The following is a 22944-nucleotide window of genomic DNA, read 5'->3' as shown; positions in this document are numbered from 1 at the left end:
ATTCGAACCCTCGATGGGAGTTAAAGCCCATACTCCCTTAGCAGGGGAGCGCCTTCGGCCACTCGGCCACCTCTCCGTTTCTTGGCGCACATATTACTGTTTGCCGAAAATAAGTCAAACCTTTTTCAGCATCTTATATTCATTTGAACTGTTTTTGAGCACATTGATGAGTTAAGCCACAATTATCATCAATTCATTTAAAAAAATTTGTATTTTTTTTAGCAAACAATCTTAAATAGTCTAAAAACAATAAAGCCAGCTTTCGCTGGCTTTATTGGTAAATCGCAAACAATGTCTGATATATCAGAAATTGCCACCATCTTCAGGTGTAACGTTGCCAGATTTTTCAGACTGGATACGTTGATAAATTTCTTCGCGATGAACTGATACTTCTTTAGGTGCATTCACACCGATACGTACTTGGTTACCTTTTACACCTAGTACAGTAACAGTCACTTCATCACCTATCATTAATGTTTCGCCAACACGGCGAGTCAAAATCAGCATTCGATTGCTCCTTTAGTCCAATCAGCATACACCAGCTTCTATCCGTAATATGCGCGTTTAATAATGTTAGCTTAATACAAATCATTAGTGACGACACTAAATCAATAAAACTTTTAAGCTTTTTACCCCAAAAAAAAGAAAAAACGTATTCCTGCGGCCTGATTATTTCAAGTTGATAACATTTAAAGGCTATTCTTTAAACAAAAGCAAAACAGGTAATTTAATAAATTGCTGCTTATGCGTACAAAAAAAGCATAAAAGTTGCTTCAATTTAGAATTATAGTAGCTTGAGTCAAAAAAGCGTAAAAAATGATACCTAAGAATGCTTTATAAGCTTGCCGAACCACTATCTCAAAGCTCAACCTAATACTCAAGCCATAAAATGCCGTAAACACCTTATGGCTTAAGTTGTCAGTTAGCCTAAACGTTCGCTGAGCCATGGTTGAACTAAGGCTAATGCTGCATCTAAGTTCTCTGGTTGTGTTCCGCCAGCTTGGGCCATATCAGGGCGCCCACCACCTTTACCGCCAACCTGCTGTGCTACCATAGCCACAAGTTCACCAGCTTTAACCTTACCGACAAGATCTTTGCTCACACCAGCAATCAAGTTAACCTTTGCATCGCCAGCAATACCGAGCACGATAATTGATGACGGTAACTTTTGCTTCAGCTCATCTTGCAAGCCTCGTAAAGATTTAGGGTCCACACCTTCAAGCTTTTTAACTAATACCTTGATGCCGTTCATCTCAACAGCTTCACCAGCAATATCGGCACTGGCTGCTGCAGCTAACTTATCTTTTAGCTGCGACATTTCTTTCTCAAGGGATTTTACTTTATCAAGCTGTGCTTTTAATTTCGCTACAACAGAGGCTGAATCTGACTTAAGCAAACTTGCCGCTTGTTCAAGTTGAGATTGCTGCTCAGCAACATAAGCCATTGCTGCGGCACCCGTTACCGCTTCAATACGGCGAATACCTGCTGCAATACCACCTTCTGAAGTGATTTTGAATAAACCAATATCACCAGTACGGCCAACATGAGTACCACCACAAAGCTCGATAGAGAAGTCACCCATGGTAACCACACGCACTTCGCTGTCATACTTTTCGCCAAACAACGCCATTGCGCCCTGCTCTTTGGCTTCATCAATCCCCATAACCGCAGTTTTTAATTCATGGTTACGACGAATTTGAGTATTAACCATGTCTTCAACTTGCTTAAGTTCTGCTGCGGTGACCGCTTCAAAGTGAGCAAAGTCAAAACGTAAACGCTCAGGGTTAACTAATGACCCTTTTTGATTTACATGGCTACCCAGTACATTACGTAGTGCTGCATGTAATAAATGGGTCACTGAATGGTTAAGCTGAGTACGATGACGAAGTTTTTTATCGACTTCAGCGCTAACGCTATCACCAACATTTAAAACACCAGCAACTAACTTGCCTTGATGACCGAAAGCTTGACCAAAAATTTGAGTATCGGTCACAGCAAAATTAGCATCATTAACTGTTAAATGGCCTTTGTCGCCAACTTGACCGCCAGACTCAGCGTAAAACGGCGTATTATCTAATACAATGACCGCTTCTTGCTCTGCCGTTAATGAATCAACTGCATTACCTTCTACATATATAGCTGTAATTTTACCTTGACCATTTAGCTCGCTATAACCGCAAAACTCGGTTTCACCTTCAATTTTAAGGCCTGCATTGTAATCAGTGCCAAAATTGCCAGCCGCTTGTGCTCGGCTGCGCTGCTCAGCCATTGCCGCTTCAAATCCTGCTTCATCAACGGTGATATCACGCTCACGACATACATCCGCGGTTAAGTCGACAGGGAAGCCATAGGTGTCATAAAGTTTAAATGCTGTTTCACCATCTAAAATATTAGCTTCAAGTGCATTAAGGGCTGCATCTAAAATACCTAGGCCACGCTCTAGCGTTCTAGCAAACTGCTCTTCTTCGGCTTTTAAAGACTTTTCAACAATTGCTTTAGCATCAACAAGGCCTTTAGCTGCATCGCCCATCACTTCAATTAATGTTGGCACTAATTTGTAGAAGAAGGTATCTGTCGCGCCAAGCTTGTTACCATGACGCACTGCGCGGCGAATAATACGGCGTAGTACATAGCCGCGGCCTTCATTTGACGGCATTACACCGTCAGCAATTAAAAATGCACAAGAGCGAATATGATCGGCAATAACCCGTAAAGATTTATTTTCTAAATCTTGGACACCAATGATTTCAGCCGTTTTAGCAATAAGCTGTTTGAAAATATCGATTTCATAGTTTGAATGTACGCCTTGCATAATCGCAGCAATACGCTCAATACCCATACCAGTATCAACAGAAGGTTTTGGTAATGGCTTCATTTCGCCGTCAGCTTGACGGTTGTATTGCATGAATACGATATTCCAGATTTCAATGAAACGATCGCCATCTTCTTCTGGAGTACCAGGGCGACCGCCCCAGATATGCTCGCCATGATCATAAAATATTTCAGAACATGGGCCACAAGGACCTGTGTCACCCATTTGCCAGAAGTTATCAGACGCATAAGGTGCACCTTTATTATCACCAATGCGGATAATATTTTCAGGGGCGACACCAATTTTGTTAGTCCAGATATCAAACGCTTCATCATCAGTTTCATAGATGGTGACGCATAAACGCTCGGTTGGAAGCTTTAATGTTTCAGTTAAAAAGCGCCATGCATAGCTAATGGCTTCTTCTTTGAAGTAATCACCAAAACTGAAGTTACCTAACATTTCAAAGAAGGTATGGTGACGAGCGGTGTAACCTACATTATCAAGGTCGTTATGTTTACCACCAGCACGTACACAGCGTTGCGATGTTGTCGCTCGGGTATAGCTACGCTTTTCTTGACCTAAAAAACAGTCTTTAAACTGATTCATACCGGCATTGGTGAATAGTAAAGTTGGGTCATTGTGAGGTACTAAAGAGCTACTATCGACAACTTGATGTTCGTTGTGACGAAAAAACTCTAGGAAAGCACTTCTTAGTTCTGCGGTAGTTTGAAACATGAAATCGCCCTAAAATGGATAAATCGTATTTATCAGGAAGCTGTTAGTCAGCGCTAAATTGCCAACATTATATACTTAAACAAACTATAGGTGCGACATTCTAGGGCAATAGATTGGCTATTTTAGGCTGGAATTTAACGATTTTGATCATCGAATATTTGATTGATTGTGCAATATAGCCATATTTATGGGTAATCAAAAAATTACCGCAACTAAAACAGCTAACAAAACGGCTAACAAGAGTGGCTATAAAGCTAATTGATAGGCGCTGTATAGCCTCTGACAGATATGAGTTACATACTGAGCAAAATTGGATAAAAAAAGCGGCGAGCATATAGCTCACCGCGATTTAATAATTCTAACTACTAATACCTAGCAAAGGCTTAAAACACTTCACCGGTTTCTAAATCGATGTTTTCATCGGGTTTAGCAGGGGCGGCATCTTTTTCTTTATCTTTACTAAGCAATAATTCACGTAATGCAGTTTCGATCTCTTCAGCCGCAGCAGGGTTTTCAATTAGGTACTTACCAGCATTTGCACGGCCTTGACCAATCTTGCCGCCTTTGTAGCTATACCAAGCACCAGCTTTTTCAACAAGCTTATGCGCCACACCTAAATCAACTAGCTCACCAGTACGGTTAATACCCTTACCGTACAAGATTTGGAATTCAGCTTGCCTAAATGGCGCTGCAATTTTGTTTTTAACCACTTTAACTCGGGTTTCGTTACCAACCACCTGATCGCCATCTTTGATTGCACCTGTACGGCGAATATCCAAACGCACTGAGGCGTAAAACTTAAGTGCATTACCACCTGTTGTAGTTTCTGGGTTACCGAACATCACACCAATTTTCATACGAATTTGGTTAATGAAAATCAATAGCGTGTTTGATTGCTTAAGGTTACCAGCAAGTTTACGCATTGCTTGGCTCATCATACGAGCAGCAAGGCCCATGTGTGAGTCACCAATTTCACCTTCAATTTCAGCTTTTGGTGTTAATGCCGCCACTGAATCGACAATGATCACATCAACGGCGCCAGAACGAGTTAAGGCATCACAAATCTCTAGTGCTTGTTCACCCGTATCTGGTTGCGAACAAAGTAGGTTATCAATATCAACACCAAGGTTTTTAGCATAGATAGGATCAAGAGCATGCTCAGCATCGATAAACGCACAGGTTTTACCTTGACGCTGTGCTGCTGCAATCACTTCTAAGGTTAAGGTTGTTTTACCTGATGACTCAGGACCGTAGATTTCTACGATTCGCCCCATAGGTAAACCACCAGCACCCAAGGCAACATCCAATGAAAGTGAGCCAGTAGAAATGGTTTCAACATCCATTGTGCGGTCTGCGCCCAACTTCATGATTGAACCTTTACCAAATTGCTTCTCAATTTGACCTAACACGGCATTCAGTGCTTTCTCTTTATTTGGATCTGCTTTCATTGTGATTATCCCTCTAAGCGAACTCATCTCATTGGCGAGATTGATAACGAATAAATTTGTCTGTTTCTTAATATGAGCTCAGTATACTGTATAATCATACAGTATCAATAGTTACTCAAAAAAAAATTGCAACACCACTAATAAACAAGGTTTTTCAATATCAATATCAATACCTTATAAGTAAAAATATAATTAAAACTTCTACACCACTGTATATAAAGACTACTGTATACAGTGGTTTCAATATGTTAACCATCTGACAAATAAGCCAATAGTTATACTCTTTCAACTCGATAATAGCAGTTCAGAACCGCGCTAAATGAGTAACTCTATTGGGATTCAAATCAATTATTGCTAAGATGAGCGCCGATTAGTATTGGTCTTTTTTCCGATCCCCAAGCCATATTTAGAGCAACAAATTAATGACAGCAATTGAAAATCCAAATTTAGAAAAGCACACTCCGATGATGCGCCAATATTTGACGCTTAAAGCGCAGCATCCCGATATGTTGTTGTTTTATCGTATGGGAGATTTTTATGAATTATTTTATGAAGATGCCAAACTTGCTTCTGAATTTTTAGGAATTTCGTTGACCGCTAGAGGCAAAAGTGGTGGTAATGCCATCCCTATGGCAGGTATTCCCTACCACTCTGTTGAAGGCTATTTGGCTAAATTAGTCCAAATTGGTCAATCAGCAGCTATTTGTGAACAAATTGGCGATCCTGCTACAAGTAAAGGTCCGGTTGAGCGCAAAGTTGTCCGTATAGTAACGCCTGGCACCTTAACTGATGAAGCCTTACTGCAAGAGCGTCAAGACAATCTGTTAGCTGCGGTTTATCAAGGTAAAAATGGTTTCGGCTACTCAACTTTAGATGTGTCATCAGGGCGTTTCGTGGTAGTCGAATTAGAAAACGCTGAGACATTAGAAGCTGAATTACAACGCACCAGCCCTGCAGAGCTACTTTACAGCGAAGACTTAGTCGATGTGCATTTAATTGAAAACATTAAAGGTATTCGTCGCCGCCCAGAATGGGAATTTGATTACGATACCAGCATACAGCTATTGCTGGAGCAATTTGGCACGAAAGATTTACATGGCTTTGGCATTACAGATGCTCGCTTATCACTGCAAGCTGCTGGCTGCTTAATGCAATATGTCAAAGACACCCAAAAGACAGCTTTGCCGCACATCAATAGCATTACCCTTTTTAATCAAGCTGATACTATCATTTTAGATGCTGCGACCAGACGCAACCTTGAATTAACTTTGAACCTGTCGGGCCAGCGTGACAATACACTTGCTTGGGTGCTAGATAAGACGGCAACACCTATGGGCAGTCGAATGCTGCAACGCTGGATCCACCAACCATTAAGAAACCAGCAGCATATTCATCAGCGCCAACAAGCGGTTGCCGAGCTAATTGATAGCGGTTTGTATGCCGACTTACACCAACAACTGAAAGCTTTAGGTGATATCGAGCGCATTATGGCAAGGCTTGCCATAAGAAGTGCACGACCACGTGATTTTGCCCGTTTACGCCAAGCATTAGAATTGCTGCCTGAAATCCAGCAAACCTTAAGCCATTGTCAGCAAGATGAACTGAAGACTCTGGCGCGAAAACTAGGAGAATTCCCTGAGCAGCAACAGCTTTTAGCCTCAGCGATTGTTGATAATCCACCCATGCTTATTCGTGATGGTGGAGTCATTAAAACTGGCTATAACGCCGAGCTTGATGAGTGGCGCGGTTTAAGTGAAGGCGCTAATGACTATTTAGTGCAAATGGAGCTGCGAGAAAAAGAGCAAACAGGCATTAATTCCCTTAAAGTCGGCTATAACCGTGTGCACGGTTATTATATTGAAGTCAGCCGCCTACAATCTGATCAAGTGCCGTTAAGCTATCAACGCCGTCAAACCTTAAAAAATACTGAACGTTATATCACCCCAGAACTTAAAGAGTACGAAGAAAAAGTACTTTCAAGTCAGGGCAAGGCGTTGGCCATTGAGAAAAAACTATGGGAAGAACTGTTTGATTTATTACTACCGAAACTACATGAGTTACAGCTATTTGCTCAGTCCGCAGCAGAGTTGGATGTATTAAGTAATTTCGCCGAACGAGCTGAAACCCTTGGCTATAATTGCCCGCAAATCACTCACGAGATTGGTATTCATATTGAAGCTGGTCGCCATCCGGTAGTTGAGCTAGTCAGCCAAAGTCCATTCATTGCCAACCCGGTGCAATTAGCACCTTCAAGAAGAATGCTAGTGGTTACTGGCCCTAATATGGGCGGTAAATCGACTTACATGCGCCAAGTGGCATTAATCACCTTAATGGCACATATCGGCAGCTTTGTTCCGGCACAAAAAGCAGTGATAGGTCCAATAGATAGAATATTTACCCGTATTGGTGCTTCCGATGATTTAGCATCAGGGCGCTCAACCTTCATGGTAGAAATGACTGAAACCGCCAATATTTTACATAACGCAACGGCCAAAAGTTTAGTGTTAATGGATGAAATTGGCCGCGGCACCTCAACCTATGATGGTTTATCTTTAGCCTGGTCAGCGGCAGAATACTTAGCCGAAAAAGTGGCGGCATTAACGCTATTTGCCACCCATTACTTTGAACTGACTCAATTGCCGGAACAGATCCCATCAGCAGCGAATGTGCACTTAGATGCTATCGAACATGGTGACACTATTGCCTTTATGCATGCAGTGCAAGATGGCGCGGCAAGTAAGAGCTATGGTTTACAGGTGGCCTCTTTAGCGGGTGTTCCAGCCCATGTGATCAAAGCGGCTAAACAAAAACTGCATATGCTAGAAAGTAGAGATTTGGCCAATAGCCAGCAAATGCCAATTCAAGAAGCATTAAATTTATCTATCCCTGAAGCTGAAGCGAATGCTGCGACTGAAAAACTCAGTCAAATCAATCCTGATGATTACAGCCCTAAACAAGCACTTGATATGCTTTATGAACTAAAAAGGCTATCAAACTTGTAAGTGATGAGCGCAATTGTGCTCAGTGTAACATCTGAATGGGCTGTTTATCACAGCCCATTCACTACAATTTAACTAACACTTAGAACCTAAAGTCAATCCTGATGATTACTGATCTAAACAAGCAATTGATATGCTTTATGAACTAAAAAGGCTATCAAACTTGTAAATGATGAGCGCAATTGTGCTCAGTGTAAAATCTGAATGGGCTGTTTATCACGGCCCATTCATTACAATAATTAGTCCCCTTAACTAACACTTAGAACCTAAAGTCAATCCTGATGATTACTGCTCTAAACAAGCAATTGATATGCTTTATGGACTAAAAAGGCTATCAAACTTGTAAATGATGAGCGCAATTGTGCTCAGTGTAAAATCTGAATGGGCTATTTAAAACGGCTCATTCATTACAATTATAATGATTAAGTACTCATAACTAATACTTAGAACCTAGCTTCATTAACTATCATAATGCTCAGGCTCTATAAAAGTGAGTAAAAAAAAGCCAACAAAAAAGGACAACTCGTGTCCTCAAAGGTAAATAACCCTAAGCGTAAATTAATCGCTTAAAAGGTTGGCGTTAATTTCTAAATAACGCTTCGACTGATAGGCCTTGTGCCCCTAATACATCTTTCAAACGCTTTAACGCTTCGACTTGAATTTGACGCACACGTTCCCGTGTTAAGCCAATTTCAGCCCCTACGTTTTCTAACGTCGATGGTTCATAACCTAATAAACCAAAACGTCGTGCTAATACTTCTCTTTGCTTAGTATTTAGCTCATTTAACCAACCGACAATTGAATTAGATAAGTCTTCATCCTGTACTTTATAATCTGGTCCAACTGAATCATCATCTGCAATAACATCTAACAATGCTTTATCGTTATCCCCGCCTAGTGGGGTATCTACAGAGGTGATTTTTTCGTTTAGTTTTAGCATTCGACTGACATCGCTAGTAGAGACATCTAATTTGTCTGCGATTTCTTCTGCCGTCGGCTCATGATCAAGTTTTTGCGCAAGCTGTCTTGCCGTTCGCAAGTATACATTAAGCTCTTTAACCACATGAATAGGCAAACGAATGGTCCGAGTTTGATTCATGATCGCTCTTTCGATGGTTTGTCTAATCCACCAAGTCGCGTAGGTTGAAAAACGAAACCCTCTTTCCGGATCAAACTTTTCGACTGCTCGAATAAGCCCTAGATTACCTTCTTCGATAAGATCCAGTAATGCTAATCCTCGGTTGTTATACCTTCTGGCAATTTTTACGACCAATCTTAGATTACTTTCTATCATGCGGTTACGAGACTTCTCGCAGCCTTTGAGTGCTTTACGTGAAAAGAAGACTTCTTCTTCTGCACTAAGCAAAGGGGAAAAACCGATCTCACCTAAATATAGTTGAGTGGCGTCAAGATTCTTCTGAAGATCATCTTGAACTTGTTGGTCAGTGTCGGATTGCTGTGCTGGCTTGGCATTTTTTGCCTCCTTCAGCGCAATCTCTTGTGGTTGTTTAGCTAAATCCATAAGCTCTTCTGCTACCGCAGTATTTTGTTTCTGGCTCATATGGTGCTCTCCCAAACCGGATAAAAATTAAGTTATTTTCGTGCGCGTATTCTCCGTTTTAATGTGAACTAAACAGTTAACGTTTAGGTAAATAATTTAATGGGTTTACTGACTTACCATGGAGACGAATTTCAAAATGCAACATCACCTGATTAGTCCCTGTACTACCCATTTTCGCAACTGTCTGTCCAGCATTTACATATTGCTTTTCTTTGACCAATATTGCATCTGCATGAGCATAAGCACTTAAATAATCATCATTGTGTTTAATAATGACCAAATTGCCATAGCCCCGAAGTGCATTACCTGCATAAACAACTCTTCCATCAGCTGCAGCCTTGATAATATCGCCTCTGGAACCAGCGATTTTTATGCCTTGATTGCCCTGCTGAGTACTAGAGAAATAACCTACAATCTTACCTTTTGTCGGCCAGTTCCACTGACTTACTTTATCTGGCAAGGTTGAAACAGATTTTTTCGCTATTTGAACCGTTTTGTCTTGGGTAGTTTTTACAGAATACGCAGGCTTAGCTTTGTGATCAAGCTCTTTTTTTGTACTATTTTGATTTGTCGTTGTCGCTGGCTTTTTTTGTGCTGAAGTTTGTTTTGCAACCGTTTTATTAGCAGGCTTTGACTTGGTGTTCGCTACAGCGACCGGTTTTGGTGCAGGCTTGGCTGCAGGCTTAGTGCGCTGTGGCTTGGTGAGTTTTAATGTTTGTCCTGGATAGATGGTATAAGGTGCTTTTAAGCCATTATATTGAGCGATTTTATTAAAATCTTGCCCAGCGCCCCATGAAATTGAGTAAAGAGTATCACCGCGTTTTACCTTGTAACTGCCAGAGGTAATAGAGCCTTTATTAAATTTTTGACCAGCATTACTCGAAATACTCGTAACGGGTGCAGGGTTGTGAGCTTGAAAGCTACACCCTGAAATAAACAGCAGTAAAATTGTAACCCAAGGCCAATTACGACACTTCAACATTGTCTCCATCATACTTTTGAAATATCGCCCTTGCATCACTGTTAAGCTAAGTCGCCATTGATTAACGGTACAAACTTAACCGCTTCGATAATTTGTGATTGAAACTCATTTTGTTTACGAGTGATTTTTAATAACTGCTGCGAGTCTTCGCCAACAGGGATCACTAGCACGCCGTCTTCAGCCAGTTGCGCCAATAATGCTTCAGGTACCGATGCTGCAGCTGCTGTTACCATAATGGCATCAAATGGGCCTTTATTGGTCCAACCTTTCCAACCGTCACCATATTTAAAAGACACATTATGTAAATCTAAGCGCTTTAAACGTTGTCTCGCTTGAATTTGTAGCGCCTTGATCCGCTCAATTGTGCAAAGCTGAGGTACCAGTTGCGCTAAAATCGCTGCCTGGTAACCTGAACCAGTACCAATTTCAAGCACTCTAGCAGGGTTATGTTGTAGTAATAACTCCGTCATTCTAGCGACAATATAAGGCTGAGAGATAGTTTGGCCTTGCCCAATAGGTAAAGCGGTATTCTCGTAAGCTTTATGGGCTAATGCCCCATCGAGAAATAACTCCCTTGGGGTATTTGATACCGCCTGCAACACAGTGTGATTACGGATCCCTGCTTCATGCAGTTTTTTGGCTAAATTAAGGGCAACAGTTGAAGCTACCTGGCTCATAGTTTATTAATCCAGTTTTCTAAGTCAGCAAGCTGATCATACGCAGTTAAGTCGACCGTTAGCGGAGTAATTGAAACATAACCTTGTTCAACTGTACCAAAGTCTGTATCAGCGCTAGCATCTTGTTCTTTGCCCGGAGGCCCAAGCCAATATATATCTCTTCCTGCAGGATCTTGAGTTTTGATCATGCCTTCAGCTTTATGTCTTGAGCCTAAGCGAGTAATTCTCATGCCTTTGATTTGTTCTAGCGGTAAATCGGGCACATTTACATTTAATATTTGATCGTTATTAATAGGATGCTCAAGTAAACCTTGCACTATTTTAGCGGCATAGATTGCTGCACTATCGTAATGACGTAATTCTTTGCCCACTAATGATACCGCTATCGCAGGTAGGCCTAAAAAGCGTCCTTCCATTGCTGCGGCTACCGTACCTGAGTACAGGGTATCATCACCCATATTCGCCCCAGCATTAATGCCTGACACCACAATATCAGGCTCTACTGGACATAATTCTCTAATGGCTAAATGGACACAATCTGACGGTGTGCCATTGACAGCAATAGCGCCATTTTCTAAGTTATTAATTCTTAATGGATTAGTCAAGGTCAAAGAATTACTGGCTGCTGAACAATTCCTATCAGGCGCCACGACTAACACATTAGCAATTTTGGTTAACTCTGCCGCTAGGGCTTTGATCCCTGGAGCTGTAACGCCGTCATCATTGCTGACCAATATGTTAATCATCACTTAACCTTCTAGAGTGCTTTTAGTTGCGTCATTTGTAACGCTATTTGCAAATTGCTGCGCTTGCTCTTGCTGCTGCATTGCCACCATTTGTTGTCGCTGCACTTCTTGAACATCTTGATAATCCAGTAGCTCACGCAATACTGAGGTCGCATAGCTACCTGCTGGTAAAATAAACTCGATGACTAACACATCATCATCTTCAAACCGGTATTTTAGCGCTTGAGGCTTTAATAATAATGGTCGACGTTCTTGCTCTAAACCCGCTTGCTCAAGCCCGGTTAAATCGGTGCTTAACTCAGCTAATGCAGCTTGTTCAACTACTGATGCAAGCCCTTGAGTGGGGAGTTCGCCTCTGCCCCACAATGGCGCAGACAATTGAATGTCATTGTCAGCTAAACGCTTCATTGTGGCCTCATCCCATGTCTGCGCGACAAAAAAACTTTTACTGCCCGCTAACATGACACAATCACCATTAATAGGCGCAATACCATTTTTACTTAAACGGTACGACACAGCAGTGTTAAACACATTAGAGCGCACTGCAGATAAATACATGCTGCGTTTTTTTCTATCTTTAACTTTTTTACCCGCGAGCATTTGCTGGCCGAAAACTAAGTTTTTACCTTTATGGCCAAAACGCTGCTCTCCAAAATAGTTAGGTACGCCTATTTCAGCCACTTTTAAAATCCGTTGCTCAAGCACTGCTTTATCGGACACATTTCGTAAAATCAGTTCAAACCGATTACCCAGCAGTGCGCCAATACGCAGTTTTTTACTATGGCGTTGGCTTGATAAGATGGTTAAGTGCTCATCAGACAGCGATTGCCAATCAGGGGTTTCTTTCCCTGGAATACGCACCCCAAACCATTGCTCTGTCACAGCGTTTCGGTCTTTTTGGCCTGCGTATGTCACTTCTTTTTGATGCACTTTGGCAAACTTAGCTAAAATTTCTGCCACTTGCGTGGTATTTAAGCCATCTTTACGAACATGGATCATATGATGCTCGCCTTCGCCAGTTGGGCTAAAAGGCAGCATTTCTTTAACGATAAAGTCACTGTTTACTGTGCGTAGATCTGCAGTGCAATCAGGCTTACCAAATAAATAAAATAACGGAGTCATGTTTCTTCTCAAATGAGCTAATGATGTAATTGCAGCTATTGAGTGCAATTAGCTTACGTGACGTTAATAGACGTAATATCGTCGTTTATCAGTGTTAATCTCGCACCATAAGGACGACCGACTCAACTGCGATGCCTTCTTTGCGGCCTGTAAAGCCCAGTTTTTCGGTGGTGGTGGCTTTCACATTAATATTATCGATATGGGTACATAGGTCTTCAGCCAGACATTGTCTAATGGCTTCAATGTGTGGCAACATTTTTGGCGCTTGCGCAATAACAGTGACATCAAGGTTACCTATATTAAATTGTTTAGCTTGTGCCAATGAAACACAATGGCGCAATAATACTCTGCTATCAGCACCTTCAAACTCGGCATCGGTATCAGGAAAATGTTTACCTATATCACCTAAAGCCATGGCACCAAGTATGGCGTCACTTACTGCATGTAGTACTACATCACCATCAGAGTGAGCAATTAAACCTGTTTCGTATGGCACAGTAACACCACCAAGGATCAGCGGTTTATCGCTACCAAATTTATGTACATCAAAACCATGACCAATGCGTATATTCAACATAATAATAACCGTTATTTTTGAGAATTTATGTGAGATAAAAACAGCGCTGCTAACTGCAAGTCATCAGGGTGAGTAACTTTAATATTGTCTGCGCGGCCAGTGACTAAACCAGGGGTAACACCTGCCCACTCCATGGCGCTAGCTTCATCGGTAATTTGCACGCCTTGTTTAAGTGCATCACTTAAATGTTGCTGCAAGCTTTTGCAGGGAAACAGTTGCGGCGTTAATGCATGCCAAAGATGGTCACGTGATACTGTTTCACTAATTAGATTAGTTGAGTTAGCACAGCGCTTCATGGTGTCTCGCACCGGCATGGCTAGAATCGCGCCTTGTGGGCAGTCAACTCTAGCATTAAGTAATTTATCGATATCGCTGTGGGTTAAGCAAGGTCTCGCGGCATCATGGACTAATGCCCAATTAGACTCCATGGTTTCTTTGTCAATCGACACTAAAGCACGCAATACAGAATCTGCACGTTCTTGACCGCCTATAACCGTGCTCACTTTAGGGTGATTTGCTTGAGATAAAGTCGCAAAAAAGGTGTCTTCAGGGTGCAGCGCTACGATAACTTGCTTGATTCTTTTATGAGTAATCAAGCTATCTAAGGTGTGAGCTAAGATGCTTTGCTCACCTAGAGCTAAATATTGTTTAGGAATAGTCGCCCCCATCCTTGCACCAATACCGGCAGCAGGGACAATCGCGATAACAGATTGATTCTCAACGTTCATAGGATGTTATTGACCAAAAGTAGCATTGTTTCGAGGGTTGTTGCCAACGACGCGATAAAAAGTTTCACCTTCTTTTACCATGCCTAACTCATTTCGAGCACGTTCTTCAATCGCTTCTGTGCCGCGTTTTAAATCGATGATTTCCGCTTTTAAAATTTGATTTCTAGCAATGAGTTTATCGTTACTGGCTTGTTGGCTGGCAATCTGTTTTTTCAGATTCATATATTGGGATAAATTATTTTCGCCCAGCCATAATCGATACTGTAATAAACCGACTAAGATCAAAAGTAATAGTAATAGGCTTTTCATAGGTATAATGTGGCGAAATTAATGATTAATCCCACTATAGTACAACAAAAAAGGCCACCTCGTGGTGGCCTTTTTTTAGCTCAAGGAAAATTAACCTTGGCCTTTGACTTCTTTAAGACCGTTATACGGTGCTTTTGAGCCTAATGCTTCTTCGATACGTAGCAGTTGGTTGTACTTAGCAACGCGATCAGAGCGGCTTAATGAACCGGTTTTGATTTGGCCAGCAGCAGTACCTACAGCAAGATCTGCAATAGTTGCATCTTCAGTTTCACCTGAGCGATGAGAGATAACCACGGTGAAACCCGCATCTTTAGCCATTTTGATTGCTGCTAACGTTTCAGTTAACGAACCAATTTGGTTAAATTTGATTAGGATTGAGTTAGCAATACCGTTGTCGATACCACGCTTAAGGATCTTAGTGTTAGTTACGAATAAATCGTCACCTACTAATTGAATTTTATCACCTAGAAGCTTAGTTTGGTGTGCGAAACCATCCCAGTCAGACTCGTCAAGACCGTCTTCGATAGAGACGATTGGGTACTGTTCAGTCAAATCTTTAAGGAAGTAGTTAAACTCTTCAGAGGTGAATTTCTTGCCTTCACCTTTAAGATCGTAGATGTTGGCTTCTTTATCAAAGAACTCAGATGCAGCACAATCCATCGCTAAGGTAATGTCTTTACCTAGCTCGTAACCTGCGTTTGCAACAGCCACTTTGATTGCAGCAAGTGCAGCTTCGTTAGACTCAAGGTTTGGCGCGAAACCACCTTCATCACCAACAGCAGTCGAGTGGCCACCAGCTTTAAGAACTTTAGCAAGGCTATGGAATACTTCAGCGCCCATACGAAGGCCTTCACGGAAGTTAGCTGCGCCAACAGGCTGGATCATGAATTCTTGAATGTCTACTGAGTTATCAGCGTGCTCACCACCATTGATGATGTTCATCATTGGAAGAGGCATAGAGTAAACACCAGAAGTACCGTTTAGATCAGCAATGTGAGCGTATAAAGGTACTTTCTTAGAAACAGCAGCCGCTTTAGCAGCAGCAAGAGAAACAGCTAGGATAGCGTTTGCGCCAAACTTAGCTTTGTTTTCTGTGCCATCTAAGTCAATCATGATTTGATCAAGCTCAGCTTGTGCTAGTGCATCTTTACCCTTTAACGCTTCAGCGATTGGGCCATTTACAGCTTCAACAGCTTTAAGAACACCTTTACCTAAGTAACGTGCTTTGTCGCCATCACGTAATTCAAGTGCTTCACGAGAACCTGTTGATGCACCCGATGGTGCAGCAGCCATACCGATAGAACCGTCAGCAAGGTGAACCTCAGCTTCTACCGTTGGGTTACCGCGTGAATCCATGATTTCACGACCAATGACGTTAATAATGTTAGCCATAATTCCCTCAATATATGTAAGTTAAATATTAAAATAGAAAATCAATACCAATAAACACCGACAATTTATTAATAATGGCGCAATTATTGGTATTTCACTTTCAGTTTGGTAATAAAAGGTCAACTGAAGCCATAGCATAGACCGATTATCGTTAAGCGGCAACTACCTAGGTCACATCTATTAATTAGCAGATAAAAAATTGACCAGATAAAAAAAAGCCACTGATATGATTATCAGTGGCTTTATTTTTAATTACTCAGCTTCACCTTTTTGATGAATCGCAGCAGCAGCAACAAAACCTTCAAATAATGGATGACCATCACGAGGTGTTGAGGTGAATTCAGGGTGGAATTGACCTGCTACAAACCAAGGGTGATTAGGAAGCTCAATCATTTCCACTAATTTGCGATCTGATGACAAACCACTAAATACCAGGCCAGCTTTTTCTAAGCGCTCAACATAGTTGTTGTTCACTTCAAAACGGTGACGATGACGTTCAACACAAGTAGTAGAGTTATATGCTGCAGCGGCTTTAGAACCTTCAGCTAAATGACATAACTGTGCGCCTAAACGCATAGTGCCACCTAAATCTGACGCTTCATGGCGCAGCTCAACATTACCTTCTTCATTGATCCATTCTGTGATCAGACCAATGACTGGATGTTCTGTTTCTGGTTTAAACTCAGTTGAATGAGCCCCTTCAAGTTTAGCAACGTGTCGAGCAAACTCGATCAATGCCACTTGCATACCTAAACAAATACCAAAGTATGGAATGTTATTTTCACGGGCATATTGCGCCGCAAAGATTTTACCTTCAACACCACGCTCACCGAAGCCACCAGGAACCAAAATACCGTCTAAACCTTCTAGTACTTCAGCGCCTTTAGCTTCTACTGTTTGTGAATCAACATACTGAATATTCACTGTTAGGCGGTTTTTAAGGCCTGCATGCTTAAGTGCTTCATTCACAGACTTATAAGCATCTGGTAGTTCGATGTATTTACCCACCATACCAATGGTAATTTCACCATTTGGATTAGCTTCTTGATAAATAACATTTTCCCACTCAGACAAATCAGCATCATTACAATCGATACCAAAACGTTTAACCACTAACTCATCAAGACCTTGAGAGCGCAATAACGCTGGGATCTTATAAATACTGTCGACATCTTTTAATGAGATAACGGCTTTTTCTTCTACATTACAAAATAGCGAGATTTTCGCTTTTTCATTAGCAGGAATAGCACGGTCGCCACGACAAACTAATACGTCTGGCGCGATACCAATTGAACGCAATTCTTTAACAGAGTGTTGTGTTGGCTTAGTTTTAATTTCACCTGCAGCACCTAAGAACGGCACTAAGGTTAAATGCATGAATAATGTGCGATCACGTCCTAGCTCAGCACCTAATTGACGAATTGACTCTAAGAAAGGCAATGACTCGATATCGCCTACTGTGCCGCCAATTTCTACGATAGCAACATCGTGACCTTCGCCGCCTTCAAGTACTTTTTCTTTAATTGCATTAGTGATGTGCGGGATCACCTGAATGGTGGCACCTAAATAATCACCACGACGCTCTTTACGTAGCACTTGCTCGTAGATACGACCGGTAGTGAAGTTATTACGACGGTTCATCTTGGTTCGAATGAAACGCTCGTAATGACCTAAGTCTAAATCGGTTTCAGCACCATCTTCAGTAACGAATACTTCACCATGCTGAGTCGGGCTCATGGTGCCAGGGTCAACGTTAATGTATGGGTCAAGTTTCATAATGGTTACATTGAGGCCACGCGCCTCTAAAATTGCTGCTAATGAAGCTGCTGCAATGCCTTTACCTAGTGATGAAACAACGCCACCAGTAACGAAGATATACCTTGTAGTCATGCTGAACCTGAGAATGTGAGATTGAAAATAACGTGCTTGTAAGAAAGCACTAGGACGGGGCGACATTCTACCAAAATAGCGCGCTAACAACAAACAATAAACGCATAAAATTGATATTAAGCCAAAGTTAAATCATGGTCATAATTTAACCCTAATTTTCATAGCGTTGAATTCAATATCATCCTAATGTTTGCCAAGTGCGCAGATTAATCTTTACTAAGCTGCTGACTTTTCTCTGCCATTTTAACTTGATCCCAATAGCTATCGAGCTCTTCAAGTGAGTGCTGTTCAAACGCCTTGCCACTTTGTGCAGCATATTGCTCTACCCCTTTAAAGCGACGTTCAAACTTCTGATTAGCAAGCCTTAATGCCTGCTCTGGCTCAACCCCTAAGTGTCTTGCCATATTGGCAACAGCAAATAATAAGTCGCCCATTTCATCAACCACCTTGGGGTAATATTCGTCTTTATTGGCTTCTAAGTGCTGCGCCTCTGCCATGACCTCATCGATTTCTTCATGAACCTTTGCCACCACAGGGGCTAAATCAGCCCAATCAAAGCCCACCTTTGCAACCCGCTTTTGAATTTTTATCGCTCGGTTCAGTGCTGGCATTGCTACTGGAATGTCATCAAGTATCGAGTGTTGGCTTTTCGCGAGCCTTTCTTGCTGCTTAATTTCATCCCAAACAAGTTTGACTTGTTCAGCGCTAGTGCCAAGGTTGTCGCCGCTAAACACATGGGGATGTCTTCTGGTTAATTTGTCGCAAATTTTATTCACCACAGTGGCAAAATCAAATAAGCCTTGTTCTTTACCGAGCTGACAGTAAAACACCACCTGAAACAACAAATCACCCAGCTCATTTGGCAGCGAATCTAAATCAGCTTGCTCGATGGCATCGGCAACCTCATAAGCTTCTTCAAGGGTAAAAGGAACAATAGTCTCGAAGCTTTGCTGTTTATCCCAAGGGCAACCCGTTTCAGGATCCCGCAGTTTTTCCATAATTGTTAATAAAGGCTGCATAATATCGTTAGCTTGCTTTAGGGTATTTGCTGACATGGTCTATTTCTCAATGATATGGCCTAAACTGGCTGATAAGTTAAAATAAAGGTGACAAACCTTTCGATTTATCACCTTATCTTTTGACACTAAAGTGCGCCGTTGGGATTTAATACTATAATCGTCTGGCTTCGGTCACACCTTCAACTTGGCCTAATTTTGATAATATCCGTGACAAGCCATCGAGGTTATACAGTTCAAGTTCTAGCTCAACGGTAGCGGTTTGGTTTTTTTCATCAGAGGTTGAACTCATTGCCATTACATTGGACTTTTCAGCCGCCAGTACTGTGGTGACATCTCGCAGTAAACCACTGCGATCATGAGCTATCACCCGTACTTTAATCCGATAACCGCCAGAATAGTTTTCTCCCCACACCACTTCGACACTGCGCTCTGGATGGGCGCGCATTAGCTCTTTAACCTGTGAGCAGTCACTGCGGTGCACTGACACGCCGCGGCCCATGGTGATATAACCAAAAATTTCATCACCCGGTACCGGTTTACAGCAGCTGGCAATATGGCTTAATAAATTACCAACACCATTTACTTCTACCTGACCTTTGCCTTTACGGGCTGGTTTCGGATTCGAGCGTTTAATGAGCTCTTCAACAATCTCTTGTTCGGTCACTTCAGTTTTGCGTAAACTGGTTTCAATGTAATTCACCACTTGGTTTAAGCGTAAATCACCGCCACCAATAGCCGCTAACATGTCATCCATGGAGTTCATATTAAAGCGCTCAACCGCAACTTTGGCATCTTTTAAATGAAGTGAGACACGGTTAAGTTCAGCCTCAAGTAATTCTTTCCCTGCCACCATGTTTTTATCGCGGTCTTGCTGCTTGAACCAATGCTGAATTTTCGAGCGAGAGCGAGACGACTTGATGTAGCCTAAATTTGGATTTAACCAATCGCGCTTCGGATTAGGATGCTTTGAGGTAATGATTTCAATACGCTCACCGGTTTCAACTTGATAAGTAAAGGGCACAATACGGCCATCGACTTTGGCGCCAATACATTTATGGCCCACATGGGAATGAATGTAGTAAGCAAAATCGAGCACGGTGGAGCCTAATGGTAAATCAACCACTTCGCCATTAGGGGTAAACACATAGACTCTGTCCTCAAATACTTGGCTGCGGACTTCATCAACCAGGTTTCCGGTTTCAGCAACATCTTCTTGCCACAGCAAAATTTTACGTAGCCAATTAATTTTTTCTTCATAGCCACTTTGCTTGCCACCAGCAGAGCCTTCTTTGTACTTCCAATGGGCTGCGACCCCAAGTTCTGAGTCCTGATGCATAGCTTCAGTACGAATTTGAATCTCTACCGTTTTACCTTCAGGGCCAACGACCACGGTATGAATTGATTGGTAACCATTGGGTTTAGGGTTGGCCACATAATCATCAAACTCACGGGGAATATGATGCCAAAGGGTATGCACGACACCTAAAGCACCATAACAATCTTGGAGGCGCTCTGTGACAATACGCACCGCGCGCACATCAAACAGCTCATCAAACTTCAAGTCTTTGCCTTTCATCTTACGCCAGATGCTATAGATGTGTTTCGGGCGGCCATAGACTTTCGCGCGAATTTGGTCATTATCCAGACGCTGTTGCAGCTGGGTAACAAACTTATCGATAAACACTTCTCTGTCGACACGTTTACCATCTAACTGTTTGGCAATATCTTTGTAAACTGTCGGGTGCAGGTAGCGAAACGAGATATCTTCTAATTCCCACTTTAATTGCCCAATTCCTAAACGGTTGGCAAGCGGGCCGTAGATATCGACCACTTCTCTTGCCAACAATACCCGGGTTTCTTCATCGGCATTTTTAACTTCACGAAGTAGCGCTACCCGCTCAGCAAGCTTAACCACTACCGCGCGTACATCTTCGACCATGGCCAATAACATTTTACGAATATTATCGATTTGCGGCTCGGCGGTTCGAGAGTCAGGACTGACTTTTAAGGCGCCAATAGCCTCCATGGTCACCACGCTTGCCACTAGCTTGCTTAAGCTAGCGCCATATTTTTCTTCAATTGTTTCAATTGATAAAATACCGGCATCATGAGCAATAAATAATAATGAAGCTTGTAAGGTCTCGATATCCATATTCAATGGCGCTAGAATTTCCACCATTTCACGGGCGCGCTCAAGCAAGGCCCGATGTACATCGGGAGATTTCGTTGGCAACATATCTAGATACAGGATCAGATCCCGTAACAATAGGGCTTCTTCGGCGTTATCGATATAACGCATAACCCATTCGTCGATATTAAAATCGGCTAGATTAAAATGTGCTTCTCGAACTGAGACCATAATTAACTTCCTTATTGGTACTGACTTTTACGCGTACAAATAACTGAATCTGTGTTGATGTGTTATTTACTCTAATGCTTTCATCTTGAGCATTCAGTTATTTATGTCAAATTAATATTAATCAATTTAAAAAATGTCATCTTCAAACAGTATTTCTGTTTGAGTTGGCAGTAAAAACAGTTGATTTTACTGGTTTGCCACGCCAGCGCAGCAAGTTATTTAATTTCAAACAATGCCATCGCTTCGATATGATGAGTTTGTGGAAACATATCCAACATGGTTAGTTTTTTAAGCTGATAGCCTTGTTCGATTAATACTTGGCTGTCTCTGGCTAAACTTGCCGGATTACATGACACATACACCACTTTTTTAGGCTTCATTTTAGATAACCATTGCAAACTTTCATACGCCCCCGCTCTGGCAGGATCGAGCAATAGTTTATCAATTTTGCCCAGCCAAGAGGCTTGAGATAAATCCGCACTTAAATCAGCGTGAAAAAAACTCAGGTTGGTTAAGTTGTTATCAGCAGCATTTTGTTTCGCCTGCGTAACCATTTCAGGTACGCCTTCAACACCAATAACATCAGCGGCTTGGGTAGCAAGGGGCAAACTAAAATTACCTACCCCACAAAATAAATCCAAAATTCGTTCATCTTGTTGTGGATCTAGCCACTCGATGGCCTGTGCGACCATACGCTGGTTAATATCAGCATTGACCTGCACAAAATTTCCCGGGCTAAATCGACATTCGACTTGGCCGTTAGCTAACAAATATTTGGGTAATTCAATATGATCGTCACTGACTAGCGAACGCAGTTCGCCATCATTATCTTGCACTAACAACTGTATTTGATGCTCCAAAGCAAACGCTTTCAGGCGCTGCTCATCATCGGTTTTCAATGCTTTGGTGATTCTAAGTACTGCAAATATGCCATTTTCAGCTTCAGTGAGTTCAAGGTGACCGAGTGTCATTTTAGCTTGTAACTGATTAAGCACGTTTGAGAAGGGTTCAATCAATGCCGACAATGCTACAGCCAATACATCGCACTGCTTAATATCAACGATATTATTGCTATTGGCAGCTCGAAAGCCTAATTGTAAATGCTTCGTCTTTTTATCAAATAACGTAGCTAGCCGTGCGCGACGACGATAATGCCATTGCTCACCGGTTATCATTGAAGTCATGATCTTGTCATCAATATTGACCGCTAACTTACCCATTAAATTTTGTAGTGCATCTTGCTTATATTCGCGCTGCGCATCAATGCTCATATGTTGTAAGTCGCAGCCACCACATTGCTGATAATGAGGGCATTGCGCCGCGACTCTTTTATCGGTTGCGATTTGAATTTTAAGCAGCTTAGCTTTAGCGTACTTTTTCTTTTGTTCAATTAATTGCGCGGTTACCGTTTCACCGGGCAGAGCCCCAGGAATAAATACCACTTTGCCGTCATGTTGAGCAATACCTGCACCGAGATGATCAAGTTGTGATACCGTTAAAGTCAACTTGGCCGACAGTTGTTTAGTTTTGTTTGGTTTTGCTTTAAAAAATTGTGCCATTTTGGCCTCAGGTATTGAATAAATGACTA

The 22944-nt window shown here is 41.9% G+C and carries 17 protein-coding genes; 1 reads left to right on the top strand and 16 read right to left on the bottom strand.

All coding sequences use genetic code 11. From position 1 onward, the window contains the following. Positions 1 to 303 precede the first annotated feature (303 nt). The 3 genes from csrA to recA form a co-directional block, all read right to left on the bottom strand. Positions 304 to 507: a carbon storage regulator CsrA gene (gene csrA, locus Q4557_RS09160; protein WP_076542996.1), complete on the bottom strand. Its 204-nt coding sequence runs from the start codon at positions 505 to 507 to the stop codon at positions 304 to 306. Positions 508 to 922: 415 nt separating this feature from the next. Beyond that, complete coding sequence (gene alaS / locus Q4557_RS09155) at positions 923 to 3547, bottom strand: alanine--tRNA ligase (protein ID WP_303412225.1); 2625 nt, start codon at positions 3545 to 3547, stop codon at positions 923 to 925. Between the two features lie 383 nt (positions 3548 to 3930). Then, on the bottom strand, positions 3931 to 4995 hold the full coding sequence (gene recA / locus Q4557_RS09150) for a recombinase RecA (protein WP_076542998.1): 1065 nt from the start codon (positions 4993 to 4995) through the stop codon (positions 3931 to 3933). 422 nt (positions 4996 to 5417) lie between these two features. Between recA and mutS the strand changes: the two genes are divergently transcribed. Then, on the top strand, positions 5418 to 7997 hold the full coding sequence (gene mutS, locus Q4557_RS09145; protein WP_102438088.1) for a DNA mismatch repair protein MutS: 2580 nt from the start codon (positions 5418 to 5420) through the stop codon (positions 7995 to 7997). A 577-nt stretch (positions 7998 to 8574) separates the two neighbouring features. Here mutS and rpoS read toward each other — a convergent pair. The 13 genes from rpoS to rlmD form a co-directional block, all read right to left on the bottom strand. Then, positions 8575 to 9555: an RNA polymerase sigma factor RpoS gene (rpoS, locus tag Q4557_RS09140; protein WP_102438086.1), complete on the bottom strand. Its 981-nt coding sequence runs from the start codon at positions 9553 to 9555 to the stop codon at positions 8575 to 8577. A 76-nt stretch (positions 9556 to 9631) separates the two neighbouring features. Then, positions 9632 to 10537: a peptidoglycan DD-metalloendopeptidase family protein gene (locus Q4557_RS09135; RefSeq protein ID WP_102438084.1), complete on the bottom strand. Its 906-nt coding sequence runs from the start codon at positions 10535 to 10537 to the stop codon at positions 9632 to 9634. 41 nt (positions 10538 to 10578) lie between these two features. Beyond that, complete coding sequence (locus Q4557_RS09130; protein ID WP_102438082.1) at positions 10579 to 11214, bottom strand: protein-L-isoaspartate(D-aspartate) O-methyltransferase; 636 nt, start codon at positions 11212 to 11214, stop codon at positions 10579 to 10581. Continuing rightward, on the bottom strand, positions 11211 to 11960 hold the full coding sequence (gene surE, locus Q4557_RS09125; RefSeq protein WP_102438080.1) for a 5'/3'-nucleotidase SurE: 750 nt from the start codon (positions 11958 to 11960) through the stop codon (positions 11211 to 11213). Before surE ends, Q4557_RS09130 begins: the two co-directional genes overlap by 4 nt. Positions 11961 to 11963: 3 nt before the next feature. Beyond that, positions 11964 to 13082 carry a tRNA pseudouridine(13) synthase TruD gene (gene truD, locus Q4557_RS09120; protein WP_303412219.1) on the bottom strand — a complete coding sequence of 373 codons (1119 nt, stop codon included), beginning with the start codon at positions 13080 to 13082 and terminating at the stop codon, positions 11964 to 11966. 94 nt (positions 13083 to 13176) lie between these two features. Continuing rightward, entirely contained in the window at positions 13177 to 13656 is a 480-nt protein-coding gene (ispF, locus tag Q4557_RS09115; protein WP_102477224.1) for a 2-C-methyl-D-erythritol 2,4-cyclodiphosphate synthase, read from the bottom strand. Between the two features lie 14 nt (positions 13657 to 13670). Beyond that, positions 13671 to 14387, bottom strand: coding sequence for a 2-C-methyl-D-erythritol 4-phosphate cytidylyltransferase (ispD, locus tag Q4557_RS09110; RefSeq protein ID WP_102438076.1), 717 nt, complete (start codon positions 14385 to 14387; stop codon positions 13671 to 13673). A gap of 6 nt (positions 14388 to 14393) precedes the next feature. Then, a complete protein-coding gene (gene ftsB, locus Q4557_RS09105) occupies positions 14394 to 14696 on the bottom strand; it encodes a cell division protein FtsB (RefSeq protein ID WP_102438074.1) in 303 nt (100 codons plus the stop codon). Positions 14697 to 14786: 90 nt separating this feature from the next. Next, a complete protein-coding gene (gene eno, locus Q4557_RS09100; RefSeq protein ID WP_102438072.1) occupies positions 14787 to 16088 on the bottom strand; it encodes a phosphopyruvate hydratase in 1302 nt (433 codons plus the stop codon). A 252-nt stretch (positions 16089 to 16340) separates the two neighbouring features. Next, on the bottom strand, positions 16341 to 17978 hold the full coding sequence (locus tag Q4557_RS09095) for a CTP synthase (RefSeq protein WP_102438070.1): 1638 nt from the start codon (positions 17976 to 17978) through the stop codon (positions 16341 to 16343). 206 nt (positions 17979 to 18184) lie between these two features. Beyond that, positions 18185 to 19033: a nucleoside triphosphate pyrophosphohydrolase gene (gene mazG / locus Q4557_RS09090; protein WP_303412212.1), complete on the bottom strand. Its 849-nt coding sequence runs from the start codon at positions 19031 to 19033 to the stop codon at positions 18185 to 18187. A 115-nt stretch (positions 19034 to 19148) separates the two neighbouring features. Beyond that, positions 19149 to 21356 carry a GTP diphosphokinase gene (gene relA / locus Q4557_RS09085; RefSeq protein ID WP_102438066.1) on the bottom strand — a complete coding sequence of 736 codons (2208 nt, stop codon included), beginning with the start codon at positions 21354 to 21356 and terminating at the stop codon, positions 19149 to 19151. A 215-nt stretch (positions 21357 to 21571) separates the two neighbouring features. Further along, entirely contained in the window at positions 21572 to 22915 is a 1344-nt protein-coding gene (gene rlmD / locus Q4557_RS09080) for a 23S rRNA (uracil(1939)-C(5))-methyltransferase RlmD (protein ID WP_102438064.1), read from the bottom strand. Positions 22916 to 22944: the final 29 nt, after the last annotated feature.

Origin of the sequence: Shewanella sp. 5_MG-2023, from assembly GCF_030547465.1 — a bacterium.
Taxonomy (GTDB): Bacteria; Pseudomonadota; Gammaproteobacteria; order Enterobacterales; family Shewanellaceae; genus Shewanella.
The sequence above is the reverse complement of the archived record's forward strand: the minus strand, read 5'-3'. Positions and strand labels throughout refer to the sequence as shown.